Annotated in this window: 11 protein-coding genes and 1 pseudogene; 7 read left to right on the top strand and 5 right to left on the bottom strand. The window is 45.9% G+C overall.

Annotation, left to right across the window (positions count from 1 at the left end; genetic code table 11):
* Positions 1-47: 47 nt before the first annotated feature.
* Positions 48-8,975 (bottom strand): VCBS domain-containing protein, encoded by an 8,928-nt coding sequence (locus tag RJD38_RS00120; protein ID WP_367971376.1) that lies wholly within the window; start codon positions 8,973-8,975, stop codon positions 48-50.
* Positions 8,976-9,811: 836 nt separating this feature from the next.
* On the opposite strand from RJD38_RS00120, the gene RJD38_RS00115 reads away from it, so the two are divergent.
* The 3 genes from RJD38_RS00115 (at position 9,812) to RJD38_RS00105 (ending at position 14,684) form a co-directional block, all read left to right on the top strand.
* Entirely contained in the window at positions 9,812-11,437 is a 1,626-nt protein-coding gene (locus RJD38_RS00115; protein WP_065430273.1) for a methyl-accepting chemotaxis protein, read from the top strand.
* A 461-nt stretch (positions 11,438-11,898) separates the two neighbouring features.
* Complete coding sequence (locus RJD38_RS00110) at positions 11,899-14,244, top strand: glycosyl hydrolase family 18 protein (RefSeq protein WP_065430274.1); 2,346 nt, start codon at positions 11,899-11,901, stop codon at positions 14,242-14,244.
* Between the two features lie 188 nt (positions 14,245-14,432).
* Positions 14,433-14,684: a hypothetical protein gene (locus RJD38_RS00105; protein WP_065430275.1), complete on the top strand. Its 252-nt coding sequence runs from the start codon at positions 14,433-14,435 to the stop codon at positions 14,682-14,684.
* Positions 14,685-14,780: 96 nt separating this feature from the next.
* Here RJD38_RS00105 and RJD38_RS00100 read toward each other — a convergent pair whose 3' ends face one another.
* Positions 14,781-15,680: a DMT family transporter gene (locus RJD38_RS00100; protein WP_197497784.1), complete on the bottom strand. Its 900-nt coding sequence runs from the start codon at positions 15,678-15,680 to the stop codon at positions 14,781-14,783.
* 429 nt (positions 15,681-16,109) lie between these two features.
* On the opposite strand from RJD38_RS00100, the gene RJD38_RS00095 reads away from it, so the two are divergent.
* Positions 16,110-18,035: an amidohydrolase gene (locus RJD38_RS00095; RefSeq protein ID WP_065430276.1), complete on the top strand. Its 1,926-nt coding sequence runs from the start codon at positions 16,110-16,112 to the stop codon at positions 18,033-18,035.
* 249 nt (positions 18,036-18,284) lie between these two features.
* Complete coding sequence (locus RJD38_RS00090; protein ID WP_065430277.1) at positions 18,285-19,091, top strand: lysozyme inhibitor LprI family protein; 807 nt, start codon at positions 18,285-18,287, stop codon at positions 19,089-19,091.
* 110 nt (positions 19,092-19,201) lie between these two features.
* Here the strand turns inward: RJD38_RS00090 and RJD38_RS00085 are convergent.
* Positions 19,202-19,483 (bottom strand): annotated as a pseudogene (locus RJD38_RS00085) (carboxypeptidase M32); the annotation flags it as partial.
* Positions 19,484-19,782: 299 nt separating this feature from the next.
* On the opposite strand from RJD38_RS00085, the gene RJD38_RS00080 reads away from it, so the two are divergent.
* Positions 19,783-19,935, top strand: coding sequence for a type I secretion C-terminal target domain-containing protein (locus tag RJD38_RS00080; RefSeq protein ID WP_156773142.1), 153 nt, complete (start codon positions 19,783-19,785; stop codon positions 19,933-19,935).
* A 446-nt stretch (positions 19,936-20,381) separates the two neighbouring features.
* Here the strand turns inward: RJD38_RS00080 and RJD38_RS00075 are convergent, their stop codons facing one another.
* Positions 20,382-21,686 carry a serine hydrolase domain-containing protein gene (locus RJD38_RS00075; RefSeq protein ID WP_065430280.1) on the bottom strand — a complete coding sequence of 435 codons (1,305 nt, stop codon included), beginning with the start codon at positions 21,684-21,686 and terminating at the stop codon, positions 20,382-20,384.
* A 139-nt stretch (positions 21,687-21,825) separates the two neighbouring features.
* Here RJD38_RS00075 and RJD38_RS00070 point away from each other — a divergent pair, with 139 nt between their 5' ends.
* Positions 21,826-22,725, top strand: coding sequence for a LysR family transcriptional regulator (locus RJD38_RS00070; RefSeq protein ID WP_065430281.1), 900 nt, complete (start codon positions 21,826-21,828; stop codon positions 22,723-22,725).
* A gap of 275 nt (positions 22,726-23,000) precedes the next feature.
* Here the strand turns inward: RJD38_RS00070 and RJD38_RS00065 are convergent, their stop codons facing one another.
* Positions 23,001-24,482 (bottom strand): carboxypeptidase M32, encoded by a 1,482-nt coding sequence (locus tag RJD38_RS00065; protein WP_065430282.1) that lies wholly within the window; start codon positions 24,480-24,482, stop codon positions 23,001-23,003.
* Between the last annotated feature and the right edge of the window lie 65 nt (positions 24,483-24,547).

Genomic DNA, 24,547 nt, shown 5'->3' with positions numbered 1-24,547 from the left:
AGGCTTTAACGCATTATTAAGCAGCGCTTGTCTATTGTCTTTTAAGGTTATCCATCAACGTTGACAACATTGAGTTGATCAACCAGCTTGACGATGATGGTTTCTTGGCTGGCTGCGACATCATTAATACCGAGCTCATTCCAGCCAACATTATTCATCACAACTTTACTCACACCACCATTTTCATCAGTAACTGCTAGCGTGGTGGTGGGGGTATCAGTTAGGTCATTAATATCGTCATTAATCTCAACCTCTATGTGATCAAGTAAGTCTTGAGTTGTCGGCGAGTCAGGAAGTAAATCCGATAGATCAATCACATCATTATTCACATTGAAATTCATGATGGTATCAGTGGTTGGGTTGGCACTACTGCCTGCATTTTCATCAAGAATGCGGAAGGTGTCGTTGCCCATACCGTTTCTAAATACATCGTCACCGTGTGTACCACTAAGAACATCATCACCTTCATGACCGTAGGTATCAGAAATAAGGAGCTTCTCTTCCGAAACAAGATGACTGAGCACTTCGGCATTGGACATTCCCGCCGTGTTCGTTCCTGTAAAGTCATTGATAGCAATGCCGTCTAAAGTGATGGATTGAACCAACTCATCGTTATTGTCTAGCAAGGATATCTGCGTATTGCCATCCACTTCGGTGAATTGCACATTCTGAGCGACATCGATTGAGCTCCAAACTGAGCTTGCAGCGACAAAACCACGCAAATCTATGATGTCTTGGCTACTGTCGAACGTATCGATGACAGCATTACCAGGATCATCGTCTGTTCCCACAGTATCACTCGACCACGAATAAGTGTTGTCTGTCGCACCAACATTGATATTGACCGTAGCGGTATCACTGCCACCTTGCGCGTCTGAAATTGTGTACTCAAAGGTTGCCTTGCCTACATAACCCGAGCTTGCAGTAAACTCGATATCTCCAGAGCCATTAATAGTGACGGCCCCACCAATTGCATTTTGTACGGATGTAATGGAGAGTGTTCCACCATCTATATCGCTATCATTTTCAAGTAATGCAGATGCTGCAATTATCAGGGTCTCGCTCTCTTCGACGTAAAGTTCTCCCTTGGTAATGTCGTTATCGATCAGTTTTTTGTCGCTCATATCAAGCGTTACGTCTGCGTCGTCGTAGTTTAAATCAAGCGCTACATGATTGGGTGTTTCCGAGTTATCGGCTTGTATGGTAGTGAGTACAAAGGCATCAGCTAAGGTTTTCGAAATAACCATGTTTTGCACCACATATGTACCATTACTGCCTGAGGTCGTTAACTCAAATGTTTTTACTGGGCGATCGGTGGTGAAGGAATAGTAATCTTCGTAAGAACCAGACTGGCGATAGCCGGATTGGGTATCAATCAGATCGCCATTTTCATCAAAGGCGGTAATTTTTACTTTGGTCGCGTTTGGCGAGATTTCATCAAAATAACTACCTAAGCCACTGAGACGGAAGGTAACTTCGTTAATGTCTTCCCCATCAATAGTAATAGATAGCTTTTCACCCTGGCTCAAACCACTATTATCATTATCACCAATCCCAGAGCCTAAGTGACCATAAGTGTTGTAGGCGGTAAGTGGGCCGCTTGAGCTTTTAGTGGTGATCGTAGTGCCATTTTCTTCAAAGATTGCGGTTGTCCCTGATACTGTCCCCCAGTGGCTTGTCGAAATCGGGCCGTTGAACTCGGGCGTATTGGGATTAGCATCAAAGCTGCCGACTTTGATATCACGAGTCATGGTTTGAATGGTTGCTTCATCAGGTACGAAACGAACTTGGGCATTGGCATCATATTCTTCACCCACCACCATGTCTTGCCAACCTTGGTTATCCACGTTGTATTGCATCGTTCCGTAATCTGGAGCTTCGTCGAGTCTAATTCGAGGATCTTGAGTCACTTTTGAGTCATTCATCGCATCAGGGATTTCATTGATACCGTTGATAGTGACAGTAATATCGTGAGTTGTTCCGTCAATCGAGGCGACAGAGAAGACTTCTTGTTTGGTCTCTCCAGCTTTGAGATATTGCACGTCGGCATTATCGACTTGGTAATCCCAGTTGCCATCCGCATCGATGGTAAGCTCGCCGAGTGCGCCAGCTGGCGTGACTACGCTAGCAGGATCGAATTTGGCTTGGTCAGTATCAGCATCGGTGAGGATTAACACGCCTGAATCGGTCAGTACTGGATCGGTATCATCTTCGGTGACGGCGCCAATTGCATCGCCTGAAATCACTGCGCTGTCGTTGACCCCAGTAATGGTGACCACGATATCGTGGGTGGTGCCATCCACTGAGGCGACGGTGAAGGTTTCCACCTTGGTTTCGTCTTGGGCCAGATGTTGCACATCCGCGTTATCAACGTTGTAGATCCAGTTACCATCGGCATCGATGGTGAGAGCACCTAATACGCCAGCTGGCGGAGTGACGCTCGCGGGATCGAATTTGGCTTCGCCGCTATCGGCATCAGTCAGGGTTAACACGCCTGAATCGGTCAGTACTGGATCGGTATCATCTTCGGTGACGGCACCGACTGCATCGCCAGAAATCACGGCACTGTCGTTAATGCCTGTAATGGTGATCACGATATCGTGGGTGGTGCCATCGACCGAGGCAACAGTGAAGGTTTCCACTTTGGTTTCATCTTGCGTCAGATATTGCACGTCCGCGTTGTCGACGTTATAGACCCAATTACCATCCGCATCAATGGTGAGCGCACCAAGTGCGCCGGCTGGCGTCACTACGCTGGTCGGGTCAAATTTCGCTTGGTCAGTATCAGCATCGGTGAGGGTTAACACGCCCGAATCTGTCAGCACTGGATCGGTTTCATCTTCAGTCACCGCGCCGACTGCATCGCCCGAAATCACCGCGCTGTCGTTAATCCCGGTAATGGTAATAACAATATCGTGGGTGGTGCCATCCACCGAGGCAACGGTGAAAGTTTCTACTTTGGTTTCGTCTTGAGCAAGGTACTGCACGTCCGCGTTGTCAACGTTATAGACCCAATTACCATCGGCATCGATAGTGAGCGCGCCGAGTGCCCCAGCTGGCGTGACCACGCTGGTCGGGTCAAATTTCGCTTCATCAGTATCAGCATCGGTCAGGGTTAATACGCCTGAATCGGTCAGCACAGGGTCGGTGTCATCTTCGGTGACGGCGCCAATCGCATCGCCGGAAATCACTGCGCTGTCGTTGACCCCAGTAATGGTAATCACGATATCGTGGGTGGTACCATCCACTGAAGCGACGGTGAAGGTTTCGACCTTAGTTTCATCTTGCGCCAGGTACTGCACGTCCGCGTTGTCGACGTTGTAGACCCAGTTGCCGTTTTCATCGATGGTCAGCTCACCGAGTGCGCCGGCCGGCGTGACCACGCTGGACGGGTCAAACTTGGCTTCACCGGTATCAGCATCGGTGAGGGTTAACACGCCTGAATCGGTGAGTACTGGATCGGTATCATCTTCAGTGACGGCGCCAATTGCATCGCCAGAGATGACTGCGCTGTCGTTAACCCCGGTAATGGTAATAACAATATCGTGGGTGGTGCCATCCACCGAGGCAACGGTGAAAGTTTCGACTTTGGTTTCGTCTTGAGCAAGGTACTGCACGTCCGCGTTGTCAACGTTATAGACCCAATTACCATCGGCATCGATAGTGAGCGCGCCGAGTGCCCCAGCCGGAGTGACCACGCTGGTCGGGTCAAATTTCGCTTCATCAGTATCAGCATCGGTCAGGGTTAATACGCCTGAATCGGTCAGCACAGGGTCGGTGTCATCTTCGGTCACCGCACCAATTGCATCGCCGGAAATCACTGCGCTGTCGTTGACCCCAGTAATGGTAATCACGATATCGTGGGTGGTACCATCGACCGAGGCAACAGTGAAGGTTTCCACTTTGGTTTCATCTTGCGTCAGATATTGCACGTCAGAGTTATCGACGTTATACACCCAATTACCATCCGCATCGATGGTGAGCGCACCTAATGCGCCAACTGGCGTCACGACGCTAGCAGGATCGAACTTGGCTTCACCGCTATCAGCATCAGTGAGGGTTAACACGCCTGAATCGGTCAGTACTGGATCGGTATCGTCTTCGGTCACCGCGCCGACTGCATCACCCGAAATCACTGCGCTGTCGTTGACCCCAGTAATGGTAATCACGATATCGTGGGTGGTACCATCCACTGAAGCGACGGTGAAGGTTTCGACTTTGGTTTCATCTTGCGCCAGGTATTGCACGTCAGAGTTATCGACGTTGTAAACCCAGTTGCCGTTTTCATCGATGGTAAGCTCGCCGAGTGCGCCGGCCGGCGTGACCACGCTAGCTGGGTCAAACTTGGCTTCGCCGGTATCGGCATCAGTCAGGGTTAACACGCCCGAGTCGGTCAATACAGGGTCGGTATCATCTTCGGTGACGGCGCCGACTGCGTCGCCCGAAATCACCGCGCTATCGTTAATACCAGTAATAGTAATAACGATGTCGTGCGTGGTGCCATCCACCGAGGCAACGGTGAAGGTTTCGACTTTGGTTTCGTCTTGAGCCAGGTATTGCACGTCAGCGTTGTCGACGTTATACACCCAGTTGCCGTTCTCATCGATGGTAAGCTCGCCTAATGCGCCAGCTGGCGTGACGACGCTGGTCGGGTCAAATTTCGCTTCACCAGTATCAGCATCAGTCAGGGTTAACACGCCCGAGTCGGTGAGAACCGGATCGGTATCATCTTCGGTCACCGCGCCGATAGCATCGCCAGAGATGATCGCACTGTCATTCACCCCAGTAATGGTGATCACGATATCGTGGGTAGTACCATCCACCGAGGCAACGGTGAAGGTTTCCACCTTAGTTTCATCTTGGGCAAGGTACTGCACATCGGCATTATCGACGTTATACACCCAGTTGCCATCCGCATCGATGATGAGAGTGCCGAGTGCGTCGGCCGGAGTGACTACACTGGTCGGGTCAAATTTCGCTTCGCCTGTATCAGCATCAGTCAGGGTTAATACGCCTGAATCGGTCAGCACAGGGTCGGTGTCATCTTCGGTCACCGCGCCAATTGCATCGCCAGAGATGACTGCGCTGTCGTTGACCCCAGTAATGGTTATAACGATGTCGTGGGTGGTGCCATCCACCGAGGCGACGGTGAAGGTTTCGACTTTGGTTTCGTCTTGCGCCAGGTATTGCACATCCGCGTTATCGACGTTATAGACCCAGTTACCGTTCTCATCGATGGAGAGAGCGCCTAATGCGCCAGCTGGCGTCACCACGCTAGCAGGGTCGAACTTGGCTTCGCCGGTATCAGCATCAGTCAGGGTTAACACGCCCGAATCGGTCAAAACTGGATCGGTATCATCTTCGGTCACCGCGCCAGTCGCATCGCCAGAGATGACCGCACTGTCGTTAATACCGGTAATGGTAATAACAATATCGTGAGTGGTGCCATCCACCGAGGCAACAGTGAAGGTTTCTACTTTGGTTTCATCTTGGGCAAGGTACTGCACGTCCGCGTTGTCGACTTGGTAATCCCAGTTGCCATCGGCATCGATGGTGAGCGCGCCGAGTGCACCGGCAGGCGTGACCACGCTGGTCGAGTCGAACTTGGCTTCACCGCTATCAGCATCAGTCAGGGTTAACACGCCCGAGTCGGTCAGCACAGGGTCGGTATCATCTTCAGTGACCGCGCCAATTGCATCGCCTGAGATCACTGCGCTGTCGTTAACCCCGGTAATGGTAATGACGATGTCGTGGGTGGTGCCATCGACTGAGGCAACAGTGAAGGTTTCCACCTTAGTTTCGTCTTGGGCAAGGTATTGTACGTCGGCGTTATCGACGTTATACACCCAGTTACCATCGGCATCGATGGTGAGCGCGCCTAATGCGCCAGCTGGCGTGACGACGCTGGTCGTGTCAAATTTCGCTTGGTCAGTATCAGCATCGGTCAGGGTTAACACGCCCGAATCGGTCAGTACTGGATCGCTCTCATCTTCGGTCACCGCGCCGACTGCGTCGCCCGAAATCACTGCACTGTCGTTAACCCCAGTAATGGTAATCACGATGTCATGCGTGGTGCCATCCACCGAGGCCACAGTGAAGGTTTCTACTTTGGTTTCATCTTGGGCAAGGTACTGCACGTCCGCGTTGTCGACGTTGTAGACCCAGTTGCCATCGGCATCGATGGTGAGCGCGCCGAGTGCACCGGCAGGCGTGACCACGCTGGTCGGATCGAACTTGGCTTCACCGCTATCAGCATCGGTAAGGGTTAATACGCCTGAATCGGTCAGTACTGGATCGGTATCATCTTCGGTCACCGCGCCGACTGCGTCGCCGGAGATCACCGCGCTGTCGTTGACCCCAGTAATGGTGATCACGATGTCGTGGGTGGTGCCATCGACTGAGGCAACGGTGAAGGTTTCCACCTTAGTTTCGTCTTGCGCTAGATATTGTACGTCGGCGTTATCGACGTTATAGACCCAATTACCATCCGCATCGATGGTGAGAGTGCCTAATGCGCCGGCAGGCGTGACGACGCTGGTCGGATCGAACTTCGCTTCGCCGGTATCAGCATCAGTGAGGGTTAATACGCCTGAATCTGTCAGCACTGGATCGGTATCATCTTCCGTCACAGCGCCGACTGCGTCGCCGGAAATAACGGCACTATCGTTAATCCCTGTAATGGTAATAACAATATCATGGGGGGTGCCATCCACCGATGCCACTGTGAAGGTTTCAATTTTGGTTTCATCTTGGGCAAGGTACTGTACGTCTGCGTTATCAACGTTGTAGACCCAATTACCATCGGCATCGATAGTGAGCGCGCCGAGTGCACCGGCTGGAGTGACGACGCTGGTCGGGTCAAATTTCGCTTCACCAGTATCAGCATCAGTCAGGGTTAACACGCCCGAGTCGGTGAGAACCGGATCGCTATCATCTTCAGTCACCGCGCCGACAGCATCGCCCGAAATCACTGCACTGTCGTTGACCCCGGTAATGGTAATCACGATGTCGTGGGTGGTGCCATCCACCGAGGCAACGGTGAAGGTTTCGACTTTGGTTTCATCTTGCGCCAGATACTGCACGTCTGCGTTGTCGACGTTGTAGACCCAGTTGCCGTTTTCATCGATGGTAAGCTCGCCGAGTGCGCCAGCCGGAGTGACGACGCTAGCAGGATCGAACTTGGCTTGGTCAGTATCAGCATCGGTGAGGGTTAACACGCCTGAATCGGTGAGTACTGGATCGGTATCATCTTCGGTGACGGCGCCAATTGCATCGCCTGAAATCACTGCGCTGTCGTTAACCCCGGTAATGGTGATAACGATGTCATGCGTCGTGCCATCCACCGAGGCCACGGTGAAGGTTTCGACTTTGGTTTCATCTTGGGCAAGGTACTGCACGTCGGCGTTATCGACGTTATATACCCAGTTACCATCCGCATCGATGGTAAGCTCGCCGAGTGCGCCAGCTGGCGTGACTACGCTAGCAGGATCGAATTTGGCTTCGCCGGTATCTGCATCAGTCAGGGTTAACACGCCCGAATCGGTCAGTACCGGATCGCTATCATCTTCAGTCACCGCGCCAATTGCATCGCCAGAGATCACCGCGCTGTCGTTGACCCCAGTAATGGTAATAACGATGTCATGTGTGGTGCCATCGACTGAGGAAACAGTGAAGGTTTCCACCTTGGTTTCGTCTTGCGCCAGGTATTGCACATCCGCGTTATCGACGTTATAGACCCACTTGCCGTTTTCATCGATGGTGAGCGCGCCGAGTGCGCCTGCTGGCGTGACGACGCTGGTCGGATCGAACTTGGCTTCGCCGGTATCGGCATCAGTCAGGGTTAACACGCCTGAATCGGTCAAGACCGGATTAGTATCATCTTCGGTCACCGCACCAATTGCATCGCCTGAAATCACTGCGCTATCGTTGACCCCAGTAATGGTAATAACGATGTCGTGGGTGGTGCCATCCACTGAGGCAACGGTGAAGGTTTCGACTTTGGTTTCATCTTGAGCCAGATACTGTACGTCTGCGTTATCAACGTTGTAGACCCAGTTGCCGTTTTCATCGATGGTAAGCGCACCGAGTGCGCCTGCTGGCGTGACGACGCTGGTCGGATCGAACTTCGCTTCACCAGTATCGGCATCAGTCAGGGTTAACACGCCTGAATCGGTCAAGACCGGATTAGTATCATCTTCGGTCACCGCGCCAATTGCATCGCCAGAGATGACTGCGCTGTCGTTGACCCCCGTAATGGTAATAACAATATCGTGCGTGGTGCCATCCACCGAGGCAACAGTGAAGGTTTCGATTTTGGTTTCGTCTTGAGCAAGGTACTGCACGCTCTCGTTGTTTACGGAGTATGTCCAATTTCCTTGAGTATCAATCGTTAGCTCACCTAGAGCATCTCTTGGTGTGACAATATTGTTTGGGTCAAAATTAGCATCACGTTTATTGTTGTCCTCAATGGTCAGTTTCCCTGACTCGATCAGCAATGGAGAGGTCGCATCTTCAGTGACAGCTCCGCTATCGTTACCACCTATTATCGCGGCAAGCTCAATACCTGAGTTAGTTTCATCGCTAAGAGTTAATAGTGAAGGACGGTCACTTAACTGATCGTTCGCATTGGTGTCAAAAAATGTTTCCGCGATCGTTGTTTGATTGTCTCTTGCTACCTGTGGAGAGAGCGTTGGTGCAGAACCTTTATTTTGGCCTGCCGTAGGGTCTAAGTTTTCTTGTTGAGTAGGGTCTTGGCCAAGATCTATGAGGTTTTGTACGCTTTGAACATCATCGGAGGACGTTGTGGGAATATCGGACACAACGCGGATATCAACATTTGCAAGTAATGCAAAATCTTGTTCAGAATAAACGACTTCATTGTCTTTTGGTTGCTGGCCATCAGTAAGGATGCGTATTTCACCCTCTTGATTGACCGCGACTTTTGCTCCGGCAGGAATTAGCATTACCTTTTTCATAGTCACTCCTCATTGGTATCCAGATGCTATGAAATTTGTCTCGCATTCATAACTTAGCTGATATATCGCAATCTTTATGCCAATAGAGTTGATGAAATAAGTTGTTTAAAAACAGTGGGTAATATGTCTAATGGCGAATTCCCTCCATCGATTTGGATTATGAGAATCAAAATAAAAATCAGGATGCGCTAGTTTTGATTTATTGCTCAATATGGAGTGATTTATGGCGTGGATTCGATGGTAGTTGAGTGTCGCTGTTGAACGGCCGTTTTAAATCCTGTTTGTTTGGGTAAACCATCATTCTGTAAGTATGTGTGTTGAACAGCTCATTTTTTGGAAAAAAGATCACGTTTCATAGGCGATAAATTGGCGTTATCTTTTTGACAGTCAGTGTAATCCTCTTTGGAATTAACATCGTTAAAACCAATTTTAAACTTGATTGAGTGTAAATTTGGTGATGTTTTTTTACCATTGTCACATGGCGGTTCTTGCAAAGGTTTGCGTTGGTTGATATCGCTATAACTAGTTAGAAAATATAACAATTTTCACTTCCTAAATTCACATCAATGACGGCAATTTTCTGATTTACTTTATTGTAGAAGTGCTGATATAAGGTTTTCGGTCGATGACCAAGTCATCAGACCAGTGTCCAAAAGTAAGTCCCGTAATTCAGAAACGCAGCGTTGTCGATTCAAGATCTCTTTGGATTACATCACCACTTATTTGCTTCAATTCACGTTTTACGTGCTTTTGTTGTGCTTCTTTTTGCTGCCGTTAGATTGGTGTGGGTATTGCCTGCGGATAAATTATTCAAACACTCCTAGGTTATGAGAATCATGAGCTACAAAGATTTGGCTGTGACAAAAAAAATCGCTGTTGTATTTTCGGTGATCGGTTTAGTAATGATTGCGTTTGCATTCTTTCTATTACAAGAGTTGAACAAAGTAGAATCGGAAGTGGTTAACTTTACCGACTCCACCATTCCAAGTGTGTTATCGGTAGAAGATATCTACTTTGATATGAATGCATATCGTCGCAATCAATTTGCGGCGCTAACGTATCAAAAACGCGACCTTCCGCAGTTATTTACGACTATTTCATCACTTGAAAATACAATTGAAAATGATCTTGCTAAGTATCAAGCGACGGTTGTCGACGCTGATGAGCGCCGTGTATTTAGTCGCGTGATGAATGGTTGGAATAGTTACCAGCGTGTGTTAGGTGACTTTACTCAAAAGGTCAGCCGTGGGGATAAGACCCAAGCTCAACTTGACCTTGTGGCAGCACTTAGTCAATTTGAAGAAGTGGGTGTGGCTATGGATGATTTGGTTAAAACAAACCTTACTTTTGTGGCCAACAACCGTCGCTCGATTATGGAAAGTGTTGATGAAGTGACCACTGCGACTAAGGTTTCCTTTTCTGCGTTGATTGCGTTTATGGTCTTTATTACTTTCTTCTTAGCGCGTCAAATTTGTCACCCACTGAATCTAGTTGTCGCACAATCCAAAGCGATTGCAGCAGGGGATTTGACCTTTCGTTTAGAGCGTGAATTGATTGGGCGTGATGAACTAGGTCAATTGGCTGATACCAATATTGAAATGCAAAATCAGTTACGTATGTTAATTGAAGATACCATTTCTGCGGTGACTCAGTTATCGGCTGCCGTTGAAGAGATGAGTGCGATATCAGAACAGTCTTCACTGGGTATGCAGCAGCAGCAATCGGACATTACGGTGATTGCAGCCGCGATGGAGGAGATGAGAGCAACGGTTGCAGAAGTTGCTTGTAATACTGAAACCGCGTCTACGTCAGCGCTAGAGGCCTCACAAGAAGCTAAGCAAGGCAATCTAGATGTTCAGTTCAATATTGAGCAAATTCAAATTGTGTCACGTGATATTGAACAAGCGGGTGAATTGGTTGAAGAGTTAGAACGCGAATCAAACAATATCAGTGTGGTGGTTGAAGTGATTCGTGGTATTGCCGATCAAACTAACCTGTTGGCACTGAATGCTGCGATTGAAGCGGCGCGTGCGGGTGAGCAGGGCCGTGGTTTTGCCGTGGTGGCGGATGAGGTACGTTCGTTGGCGGGGCGAACGCAGTCGTCAACCAGTGAAATTGTTAGCATTATTGAGAAATTACAAACCAGTGCTGCTCATGCTAAAACGGCGACAGAGCAAAGCTGTTCGAAGATCCGTGTTTGTGTCGATCAAAGCGTGCAAACAGGTAAAGCAATCCAGACGATTGAAGATACGATGATGAAAGTCACTGAGACCAGTATCCAGATTGCGACGGCATGTAATCAACAAGATTCTGTGACAGAAGATCTCGGTCAAAATATTCAGAATATGAGTCTGTCGGCAAATGAAGTCGCTCAGGGTGCAGAGCAAACCGCTCAATCGAGTATTGAACTTGCACAATTAGCAACGACGTTACAAATGTCATTGTCTCGCTTCAAGGTTTAGCTTACAAAGGCAAACTCGTGGGAAAAATGATGCTCTAATGATGGGGTATCATTTGAACCTATGAGGTCACTTGTGAGTAAATGAAAAGCTCTAGCTGCAATGGTTGGAGCTTTTATCCGATTTGTTGATTATGTTTTTCTTCGTCATTCTGCTAAAGAATATTTCTTCTTTTTTTGTGCATTATTCCGGTTAGGTGTGAATTGTTAGGTTGATTATCTATCGATGATGAATGTTTTTTATAAAATCGATATAATTATCTGCACTTTAGTGTTTTTAATAAAATACCATTCTAATTAAACCGCTATGTTGATACAAAAATTCACGCAACAAATGTTCGTTTGCACAATTATATTCGAACCATGCTGCCAACCTTGAAAATATCTATTCGCGTCGAAAATTAAGTAATGAAAAAGTAGTTGCTGGTGAATTGACTCTCAATTACTAAGCGTGGATATAGACTAATGAAAAATCACATCAAGCTTACCGCTATTGCGGCATCTGTTGCTGGAACACTCCTTATGAGTACGGCTCTGCACGCCGCACCAACACACGATAAAAACGTGATTGGTTACCTAACCCAATGGGAAGCGTGGAAAGGGCCTCAACACGGTTTTACTGTTGCCGGTGAAGCGACTCATTTAAATGTTGATATGGATATCTATTCTATCTTGAACTATTCCTTTTTTGGCGTAGCAAAAGATGGCTCGTTGCATAGTGGTGATTTACGCAATAAGCAAATTTATCAACCAGATGCAGTGCAAGAGCCCGGCTCGTTATTGTATACCGATGTCTATTCAAGCTGGGATTTACATATTCTATGGGGTGAACTGGAATACTTATGGTCTTACCCAGGCAATGAAGCGTGGGAAGCAGAAAACTTAGCGCGTGTTCAAGCGCAAGGTTTTGTCCCTAATGGCAACGGCTGGTTGCATGAACCATCTGGTGTCAGCGGTGAAATGCCGATTCCTCTAAAGAAAGAAGGTGGCGCACCGGGCCTTATCGATTTGGCTAATGAGAAAGGCGTAAAAGTAATGGCCTCGCTTGGCGGTTGGAGTATGTCTAAACATTTCCCCGAAATGGCGGCTGATCCGGTTAAAAAAGCGCGTTTCCTTGCTGATATTGATAAGCTGATGTCATTAGGTTTTCACGGTATTGATATTGATTGGGAATACCCAGGCACTGGTGGGATGAACTTTAGCGGAACTGAAGCTGATTACGCCAATTTTGAACAATTGATGGAAGATATCCGCGCGCGCATTGGTGATGATAAGCTGATCACCGCGGCATTCAAAGCGACACCAGCAGCTTTAGAAGGCTTTAATTGGGAGCGTCTAGTGCGCTCAATGGATTACTTCAATATGATGACTTACGACCTCAATGGAGGTTGGTCAAACGTAACAGGGCATAACTCGCCACTTTATCCGTACCCAGAAGAAGAGTTCGCAGGTTTAACACTTGATACCTTGCGTGATTGGATGGTTAATGAACGCGGCATCCCAGCGGAAAAAATTAACTTTGGTGCGGCGTTTTACGGACGTGGTGTACAAACAACCGCTTCAACGGCATATTTAGGCGCACCAACTGATAAACGCATGGTTAATTTTGAAGTGGACGGGCCAACCAACTCAGCGGTTGATATTACCAACTGGGCTAATTTCGAAGGCCAACCAAGTTATAACTATTTGACGAAACAGCCGGGTTGGGAGCATTTCTGGGATGATAATGCTCGTGTTCCTTACGCGGTAAACGGCAAATATTTCCTCAGTTACGATGACCCACAAGCGATTCGTGAAAAAGCCGAATACATAGTCAATAACGACCTTGGTGGTATCATCGTCTGGCAAGTGCATGGCGATATTGAATGTAATGGCACCTTCACCAGTTTTGGTAGTAAATTAAAGCAATGTTCAGAGCTAAGTTCACCACTGGCAGAACAGATAGATAATGTCTTTAGCCAAAATGTTGTACCCAATGCAGCGCCAGTATTAGTGGTGCCAGCGAACTTAAATGCGAATTCTGGCCAGTCAATTAGCGTTAATGTTTCAGCGACCGACTCTGATGGCGATGCACTGACTTTCTCTGTGACGGGCGCAACGCTGGTCGATAACGGTGACAACAGTGCAACGGTAACTTTTCTAGCACCTGAAACCGCGCAAGATGTGGTTGAGCGCGTGACGGTGACGGTCACTGACGGCAAAAAGTCAGATAGTGAAGCGGTCACGATTAATGTGAAAGGCACTGGAGAAGAGGTAAATACGGCCCCAGTTCTGAATGCACCAAGTTCAATAGACGTTAATGCAGGCGAAGTGGCGACAATTTCTGTGTCAGCAACTGATGCAGAAAACGATACACTTACCTTTACCACATCTCTTGGTACGATTGTGCAAACCGGTAATAGCGCGGTTATTTCAGTGCCAACTTCGGAGTCGACTCAAGACAGTACCCTGAATGTCATCGTAACGGTTTCGGATGCGACCGATAATACGACGGCAGCCGTGGTTGTGAACGTTAAAGTCAATGAAGATCCAAGCGGTAATACTTGGAATAAAGACCAAGTCTATGTCGGTGGTGATACGGTTATCTACAATGGCGTGACCTACACCGCGAAGTGGTGGACACAAGGTGACGTACCGGGTGCGTCTGACGTATGGCAAGAAAAAGATGATGGTTCGCTGAAAGCGTGGAGCCCAACGAAAGCCTATAACGGCGGTGATAAAGCCCTCTACCAAGGCGTAACTTACAAAGCCAAATGGTGGACAAAAGGCGATACACCGGGAACCGCTGGTGCTCCTTGGGAACAGATCTAGCTAGCCATTAATTGATTAGCAATAGCGAAAAATATAAAGCTCTGGTGTAATGCCAGAGCTTTTTTGTTTCAATAATGGGTATGTGGACAAATTTGTAATTATAGCTTGCCAATTTATGCGCGGAAGATTCTAGATTTTAGTGTTTAAAGGAGTAGATTCAGATAAGCGTTTGTAATGAGGACAAAATCATGACACCAAGTGATAAACAATTATTAGATCGGATAGTAGAGTTAGAAGGCAAAGATCTCACCAAACTGAGCAAACAAGAAAAGCAGCTTTTCGATGCATTTGAAGCCCGGGCCCATGAGTTTGGTGTAACGATTGAAATTGCGAGTGAAGCGCCTATTGAACAGATTAAACAGGGCACATCATCTTACAGTATTGAACAGGTGGAAAAGTATTTTCCTAATCAGATCATCATTAAGCGCACGCTAGATTAAGAGTGTTGTAGTTGAATCAATCCGTCTTCGAAAATAGGATTTGTCTAGTGGCGTCAAAGAGTGGCTTCTTGTGACTTTTGCTGACGCCACTGAATATCATCTCGCCCTAAACGGCGCCAGCAACTGTTTACCAAACACGTTAATTAGCGCGCCAGTAACAATTAGCCCACCACCGACGTACGTCCAAATGGACGGTATTTCGTTAAATCCCCATACGCCAAGCAGAGCTGAGAAAACGATTTGTACATACGAGTAGGCCGATGCTTTGCCTGCCGCTTGGGTCTGCATCGCTTTGGTTAACCCATACTGTCCAATTTGAGTAAAGATACCAACTAATACAAGCATCATAGTCAAAAACAAACTTGGCCATACAAAACTATCCCACATCAGCAGCGTTGAGATTGGCAATGCGACGAGTGGGAAATAGAAAATAATCACCGAGCTGTCTTCGGTTTGACTGAGTTTTCTTACAATTACGTAAGCAATAGAACTACCCAAAGCGCCACACAACGCAATCATAATACTAAATAAAGGCAACTCATCGGCGATCTCGCTATGCATATTTGGCTGCACCATTACCAATAAACCGGCTAGACAGAAGCCAATACACACGAGGGTCGATTTTTGCACACGTTCTTTGAGAAATAACACGCCAAGAAGAGCGGTAAAGACAGGGTGGACGTATTGTAAAATCGTCGCTTCAGCAAGCGGTAGCATCGTTACCGCGGTGTAAACGCACATCAGTGAGGCGGTGCCAACCGCACCACGTAAAAATAGCAGTGGTTTATTTTCTCCCCATATTGAAATCTTTTTCCGTTTTACATCTATGTAGCTGATGAGTAGAGAAACTAATGCCCTAGCAGCTACAATCTCAAACACCGGAATACCATAGTTGCTGACGTATTTGACACACGCAGACATTAACGCAAAGCCAAATGCAGAAAGGATCATAAATCTAACCCCGACAGGGATCAGAGAAAAAGAGAAGGCAGCCATAAGGTTTCAATCTAGTCGAGGGATAAGGAATCATAGCTTACTTTGGCCGGGGATCTATGTATTTCTGCTGGTTGTCGATATTTTACTTTCAAGCGCTCCCGTTATGACATTGAAGCTCTTTTTGGTGAAAGCTCGAGTCTTGTCACTAAGTAACGCCCTACATCGCTTTATCTATCAGTAGAACCTTGTACGATCTTTGTTTGTTAATTGTAAACACACTGCGCATTTGGCTTTTGGTCTAGCAAAAGGTGCCTAGAAAAATGATGGCTTTTACCCAGCATAACGCATTGATGTGAAGGGTGACTGATTTGATATAGTGGATTCATTGACAACATGGATGTTGTGGTTAGAGCAAGCCACCCTGAGAAAATAGGTGGCTAGGCATTGCTTATTCGCAAAGGATAGACGGATTAATACAGGGTAATAAAGATGAATATTCAGATAAAACTCCCGCTACTCGCTTCAAGTATTGCATTGGTTGTTGGGTGCTCTCCGGTTGAAACGACGGAGACAACAAATGCGTTAGATCTGACTTCGGAAAATCCGGTGACGCTATTCGTGGCCAATGAATTGATCACGATGGCGGCATCGACTCCTGAAGGTGCAAATTCAGTCGTGGTGCAAGATGGAAAAATACTGGAGGTTGGAGAGAAAAGTGCGCTAAAAGCAAAGTACCAAAGCCTTGATAAATTTTCGGTTAATGAAGACTTTGCCGACAAAGTGATCACTCCAGGTTTTGTCGAACCTCATATTCATCTATGGATGAGCGCCATGTTCCTTGGCATGGATTTCATTACTCCAGCCGATTGGAATTTTCCGTGGGGAGAAAGAAAAGGAGTCGTGGGAAATGACGCTTATTTTGCTCGTCTTAATGAGCTAAATAAAGAGCTGCCCGAAGGTGAACCGCTGATCACTTGGGGCTATCATAATTATTTTCATGGTAGTGAGATGAGCCGTGAATTACTCAATCAAGTATCAAAAGATCGTCCTATTTTGGTTTGGCACCGCAGCGCGCATGAGTTCTTTGTTAACGATGCTGCGATTGAGCTGTTTGGCTGGGAACAATCGATTTGGCAGGGAGAGGGGATTGGTTACGATCAACTTGACTGGGAAAAAGGGCATGCGTTTGAAAATGGCATGAAGATCTTAGCGCCAAAAGTGATGGAGTACTTTATTGAATCGGGTCGCTTTGTGACGGGTATGGAACGTACGCGAGACTACGTTCATTCAGGCGGAATTACAACTGCGGTCGACCCGGGTGTGATTGCTACGCCAGCGCTGTATGAACAAATGGTATCTATATTACTTGAAGATGATTTTCCAATGGATTACTGGTTAATTCCTGCTGGTAATATGACCTACGCGATGGCGGGAACCGATGCGGCTAAGGGCAAAGAAATTGCCGAAGCACAGACGCAACAAATGGCGGGTGAAGCACAAATTCAATGGTTACCTAAGTTTATAAAACTGTTCTCTGATGGTGCAATGTACAGCCAGTTAATGCAGTTAAAAGATGGCTATACTGATGGTCATAAAGGGGAGTGGCTACAAACACCAGCACAGCTTGAAGACAGTATGAGACCATACTGGAACGATGACTATACGATTATTGTTCACGCAAATGGCGATTTAGGTTTTGAGCAGGCGATTGATATTGTAGCGAAGCTCAGCAAGGAAAAGCCGCGTGAAGATCATCGCTTAGGCTTCCATCATTTGGGTATTACCGATAAAGAAGATATTCCGCGAGCGGTTGAACTTGGTGCTAACTTCAGCGTCAATCCCTATTACACGCACATCCTTGCGGAGTTATATAGTGAAGATGGAGTAGGTAAGGAGCGTGCCGCCGTGATGTCGCGTGGTCGTTCCTTTATTGATGCTGGTGGTCATTTCTCGCTGCATTCTGATGCGCCGATGGCACCAGCACAACCGTTGTCACTAGTGTGGGCTGCGGTCAATCGTATTGGTTTATCGGGTGAAACCGTGATGGGAGCTGAAGAGCGTATTACTGTCGATGAAGCAATGAAGGCCATCACAATTGATGCTGCCTATACCGCAAGACTTGAAGAGAGTGTCGGAAGTATTGAGCCGGGAAAATTTGCTGACTTTACTGTGCTCGATGCGAATCCGTACACAGTAAAACCAGAAACGATCAATCAGATCAATGTACATGCAACGGTTTATCGAGGTGCGACGGCTAACATTGCACTGAGCAATGCGGGGATGGCGAGCGATAGCAATACATTACTGGTTCTCAATCAGTTAAATCAACATGATCATCATGGCCACTTTCATGCTGGTGATGTGTGTGAAACGAGTCTATTTCTACAAAAAGTACTCAGTGAGAAGTTGAATTAGTCTCTTAGTTCATTCTTCATCTCAATAAGCTTGAAGGCTCCGTATCGTACGGAGCCTTTTTTATGGTTTCAGGGGGAGCTCGTTAACGCATCCGATTTCCTAAGCGGCAATCTAGGTACGTTTATCCAACAAAATTCAGCGTCTATAAGCCACCCAACATGTTTTATTTCAATATGATGTGACTCAGCATACCCTTGTTCTTGATAAGCTTGTATATAATGCCTACAACTAAAGAATCTGAGAAAGTAAATGAAATACCAATGGCTTTTCGTGGCTCTATCCATAACCCCCAGTTTTTTTCTTCACGCAGCAAGCTTTGATTGCACTAAAGCGGCTTCTCCGACAGAGAAGATGATTTGCCAAGATCCAATATTAAATACACTGGATGAGATATTGGGTGAACAATATAAAGAGTTACGAACTCAATTGGCACAGCCGCAACAACAGGCATTGAAGCAAGAACAATTGAATTGGTGGGAACAGCGCGACGGTCAATGCTCCCTTGGTATCTCGAAGTGCATCCCTAGTTACGGTCAGCGCATTGGTGAATTGCATCATCAGCTTGCCCTTGAATCCCTCAAAAAAGATCTACTACAAGTTACGAGCATGGAACAGCTCATCAATAGCTCCAACTATCATGAGTTTTTAGCGGCGCGTTATACATTATTTGATAACATTTTCGAAACAGAAGATTATGTACGTAAGATGGGCTCAACAACGAGTATGTACTACGCACTGAAAGGAAAGGGGGATGAGATTTCATTTGAAAATGGTCTTCTATTCGGTAGCGCGTGTGAACCTTCACATTGTGAACGAAAGGGGTTCATTCTAGTTGATCCGAAGACGTTGGATGCGGTATTTGGCGTCATCGCCTTTAACGACAAATTTGACCGATATTTCTACGATAAACCTCAGTTGATTTTGTTTTATAACAATGATGAGTTTTTTGAAGCAAACCTATCGCTGATGGTGAATAAAGTAAAAGCCACGACGATAGTGGAAAAAGTGATCCCCGTGAGAGCCAATGACTTTAACGATGATACTTATTACTATTGATTCTTTTGGCTGAACAAGCTTGGCTCTGGCTCGTAAAATTCTGACGCGATTTAAGGTAATCGAGCAAGCCGGCAGGTCATAGTGTAAACCTACCGGCAGTTATGTTGGTTTTATAGATAACGACTTATCAAATGTGCTTTAAAGTGCGCGGCATTGAGCGTTTCACCCGTGGCTTGCTTCACAAGTTCATCCGTTGTTAGCAAGCTGCCTTTACTCCAAATATTATCCGACAACCAAGTAAAGATAGGGCTTAGATCGCCACTGAGAATCGCCCCATCCACATCAACCGTTTTTTTCATCACCGCCATGTATTGCGCTGCATACATCGCGCCGAGTGTGTATGACGGAAAGTAGCCAAATGCGCCGTCGGTATAATGTATAGTGATAACACACATAGTATGTAGTGGTGTAACTATGAGAAAGCTATACAGTTATATACGATTCAGCCGTACTAAATAGACTAATGGCACATCAACCGAACGTTAGTCACATTTTGCTGAACAGTACGCACTAGATAATGGTTTTGAGTTAGACAAGAGCTTGACCATCATGGATAAGGGACTTAGTGCGTTTCATAGCATGCATAAGACCAAAGGCGCGCGTGGTCAACTCTTAGCCACAGTCTTGCGGCGAGGGGAATGATGTTTTTTATGGTGGGTTAGGTTATAACGTTCTTACTAGTGGCAGTAGAATGGGTACGTTTATTTGGTATGAGGTTGACAATGGTATAACCGATACTACTACCAATTTCCATGTCGATGAAGGTGACCAAATTGATTTAAGAGAATTGAAAGTGGAAAACGTCGATCTTGATATCTTGCTGGCATATCGATGCGACGATTAAAGGTGATGATATTGAGCTGCATATTCACCCTCACAGCGTTGGGCAAGAAGGTCAGACGATTTTAGTGGAAGACTTAGCTCCTCAACTATCATTAGTTGGCCCAGAGTCAAATGAGCTCATAAGCGCGCTCATGGGCCAGCAAATCAGCATTCACGAAATTTAAATTCTGAGCTTTCTAGGGCGTTTTCTCTCTGTGTATTTTACCTGTTTCGATTGTTCCTTACTTTTCCTTCGACTACAGAACCTTGCTGGTGAGGGTGGGGAGCTCTCATGGTTAACTCATTATTCTTGTCAAAAAATAATGTACGATATGACGCACCAATAAATCTGGAAAACCAGTTTAGTAGTGCGTCAGTATCATTATACCATCCAAGAACCACAGAAAACTGAAATAGCTTGAAACTGTGAGGCTTTCAATAACGAGTTCTCTTTCGGCAGTTCTGTATTTAGTATGTGTTTGCTATAGCTTCAAATGCAGCCATTCGAGGTAGATTGGTAACTCTTGCAACATTAGATGCTGAATTAGCAGAAGAGAAGGTTGCTATGACAAGATTCTTCTCTTGGTTAATGTATAAGTTTTGCCCAAATACACCACGGAATGTAGCGATACCCTTTTCACTATCGTGAACCCATAAATAGTTCTTGTAACCTTCAAGCCACTCGTCATACCCACTTGAACCTTTGTCTTTATACACGCTACGATTCACATGTTGTTTTTCATCGTCAGTTAAGTTGAAAGTATCTTTTATCCAGGCTTCTGAAAATACTTGCTGATTGTTGTATGCACCATTGTTTGCTACTGCAATACCCACTCTAGCAAAGTCGCGCAACGTCGTTGCAAAACCACCTGTTGCAACGGGTGTATAGGTCATGTCTGTCATGAATAGCGCATCATGTTCAACTCCAAGTTTGTACCAGATATTTTGAGCAATGAAATCTTGAAGCGGTTGTCCTGATACTCGAGCAACCAACCAACCTGCAATATCTACATTTGGTGAATGATATTCGAATATTTCGTTAGGTTTAAGTTCAGGGTTTTGATCAATGTATGAAGCAAACTCTAGTAAACCTCTCGGAGTGTCATCCTTTGTAGGATCTAATGCCATTAGGTCATAAGCTGGGATAAAGCCAAGACGGCGGAAATACTCAAAGTGTACTGTCCCTGGAGTGATATTGGCATAATCTTCACTGTAATCTAATGCGGATGTCATGTTTAAAATAGTTCTAACAGTCTGTTTACCTAAGTGACTGTCTTTTAGCTCGTCAATGTAAGTCTCTACAGTTTTATTTGGATCTATTTTACCTTGTTCAACTAATAGTCCGACTGCTTGGCCGATCATAGATTTAGTGCTCGAAGCCCACATATGTTGGCTCTTCGCATTAAATGTACCGAAATATTCCTCATGAACTATTTGACCGTCTTTTACAACCACATACCCATCAGTACGATCGTTAGTCATTGCTTCATGAACCGTGTAGGTTGTACCTGAATATTCAAATTTCAGCTCTGAAATGGTTGGATCAAGTTTCTCTGGGAGTACGGACACGTTGCCATCACGAGGAACCATTACATTAGGATGAATGCTAGCATTTTGAAATGACCAGTGATTGTGTTCAGGGAGTGTCCAGTTGCTCAAAGTCACTTGATTTTTCGCATCGGCTGGCACGGAATACATAGTATTTGCATTGGCACTTGCCAACAACGAAACTGTTGATATCGAAGCCAAAACAGTGAGTAATTTTAATTTCATGTTCGTTCCTTTATATAAGCGTTCTTTTGGTTAATTTATTAATGCTTGATAATCATTGATGGGCAGAGAATAAGGTTGAATTAACACACATGCGAACACATAATGGATGGTTAATACGTACAATTATTTAGGGGCTCATATGGTAACCTTAGAGCAAATATCTAGTTTCAAAGCGGTGTTTGAATTCAAAAGCTACAGTAAGGCGGCTAGATCAACGAACAAAACCAGAGCGACAATACGAGAACGAGTAAAAGCTCTAGAGGATATATTAGGATTTGAACTATTTGAGGTAAGCGGAAAAGTACTTATCCCAACAGAGCAAGCTAAGCATCTATATTCGCGAGCAAGTAATTTAACTAGACAGTCAGAAGAGTTTTATAGTGTAGCGTTGTCAACATTTTCAACTCAGATGACCTCGATAACTCTGCACCATGATGATCTTATTCCTATGTGCTTACTGTCTGATATCGATGATGCCATCGAGCGCGAATTCCCCGATATTGCTATCAATTGGCTTCAGCGTGATAGAGAATCCAGCTTTAAAGACATTGAATCAGGTGAGGCTCTGTTTTCTATCTTGCCCTCCATCGGGAATATCTATCCAACTTCACAAATTGGTAGCGTCAATTTAGGCACATACCAACATGCGCCTTTTACCTCTGTAAATTCTAAAATTTCGTATCACACGATTGATTTAAATGAACTCACTACCGAAGATTTTTTACTAACCGAAAACTCTGTGTTGAATGAAATGAAGTACGCGAGTATTAGCAACCGAAAGCATATTGTTTCAAACAATGATTTGCTGATGCATAAGCTCCAGAAAAAGGGGTGGACACTTTTGAGTATCGCTAACGCGAAAGATTTTGTAGAAGCTGGAAAGCTGAGAAAAATTGAAGTCAAAGAATCGCTTGGTAACGCAAGGCAAGACATGGTCTTGTTCTACCCATTATATTCGGAATTGAATGAATCTCGCTGTCGCATATTAGATATCGCCAAAAAGTGTGCGGCTAATTTTGCTAATAGCCGTTTTGCCTAAGGAGATGTATTGACCTACCTATAGCTTTATAGATTACAGTCCACCGAAATAGTACGAAAACAGAGTGAATCTAAGGACAACATACGAACATTAGAACTAAACTTTTAACGATTGTAAAGTCGTTGAATAACTACTTATAAAGTCGATTTTTTATCAGCTCAACAGCAGACAAGTTGTTTTTATTCTTGATAGCTTGATGATTTTAGTAGTCGTTATTTCGCTGTTAAAACTGATGCAAATCATGCATCAGTTCTTTTCGCAAAGCAATTCTTTTACTAGAGATATCTAGATCGTAAATGATCTTGGAAGTACTGAGCATTGAGCGTTTCGCCTGTCGCCTGTTTCACTAATTCGTCAGTCGTTAGCAAGCTGCCTTTACTCCAAATATTATCCGATAACCAAGTAAATATAGGGCTCAGATCGCCGCTGCGAATCGCCCCATCCACATCCACTGTATTCTTCATCACCGCCATGTATTGCGCTGCATACATCGCGCCGAGTGTGTATGACGGAAAGTAGCCAAATGCGCCGTCGGTCCAATGGATATCTTGCATGCAGCCGTTTTTGTAGTTTCCTTCGGTTGATAAACCTAGGTATTGCTGCATTTTTACGTTCCACAGCTCTGGGACGTCGGTGTGTTTGATATTGCCGTTGATCAGGTCTCGTTCGATTTCATAACGCATGATCACATGTGCAGGGTAGGTGAGTTCATCGGCATCAACACGGATAAAATCTTTCTTCACTCGAGTGTAGAGCTTTTGAAAGTTGTGCTGTGAAAATAGTTCTGGGTTTGCCGTGTTGAAATGCTGCCCTGCAAGACGCGCTAAATGTGCAATAAACGTATCGCTACGGCCAACTTGCATCTCAAAAAACAGTGATTGGGATTCGTGAATACCCATTGAACGCGCTTCACCGGCTGGTGTGCCCGCTAACGATTTTGGTAAACCTTGCTCATAACGTGCATGACCCGTTTCGTGCACGATACCCATTAGTGATTGGACAAACTCATTGTCATTGTAACGCGTGGTAATACGAACATCGCTAGGAACACCACCACAAAACGGATGGACACTTTCATCTAAGCGACCGTGGTTAAAATCAAACTGTAGAAGTTTCATTACCTCAAGACCAAGGGCTTTCTGCGTTTCAGTGGCAAATTGTCCGTTTGGTTCTATGAAGCTTTCGTTTGATTGTTTATCGATGACTTGGTCGATGAGCTCTGGTAGCCATGATTTTACGTCAGAAAATAGCGTATCAAGCGAGGTCGTGGTTGTGCCGGGCTCGTAAATATCGAGCATCGCATCATAAGGGGTGAGGTTATTGGCTTCAGCGCGGATCTGTGCTTCTTCTTGGGACAGTTTAACCACTTCAGCCCAATTCTTTTCAAAACCTTGCCAGTCATTTTCTTTGCGTTGTGTTCGCCATGCATGTTCGCACTTCGAGCCCGCGAGCGACTTAGCTTGCACTAACGCTTCAGGGAGTAAGTTGGCTTGCTGCCATTGGCGCTTTAGTTCACGTAGGCTGGCTGTTTGTTCATTAGTTAGTGATTGTTGTTCTGCCTCGGCAAACCAATCTGCCAGTTGTGGCTGAGTGTGAAGTGAGTGAACATGAACGGATAGCTCCGCCATGGCTTCAGAACGAGCCTGGTTGCCACCTGATGGCATCATTGAAGCTTGATCCCAACCGCAGATGGCAGCAAGGTGGTTAAAATGGGCAATTTTCTGTGAGTGAGAAACCAGTTTTTCGAATGCGCTCATAGGGATATCTTCATCATGTGGGGTGAATTGTCAGTCTAGCAATCAAGGCTACGAAGATAAATTGT

Origin of the sequence: Vibrio scophthalmi, assembly GCF_040869025.1 — a bacterium.
Classification (GTDB): domain Bacteria; phylum Pseudomonadota; class Gammaproteobacteria; order Enterobacterales; family Vibrionaceae; genus Vibrio; species Vibrio scophthalmi.
The sequence above is the reverse complement of the archived record's forward strand: the minus strand, read 5'-3'. Positions and strand labels throughout refer to the sequence as shown.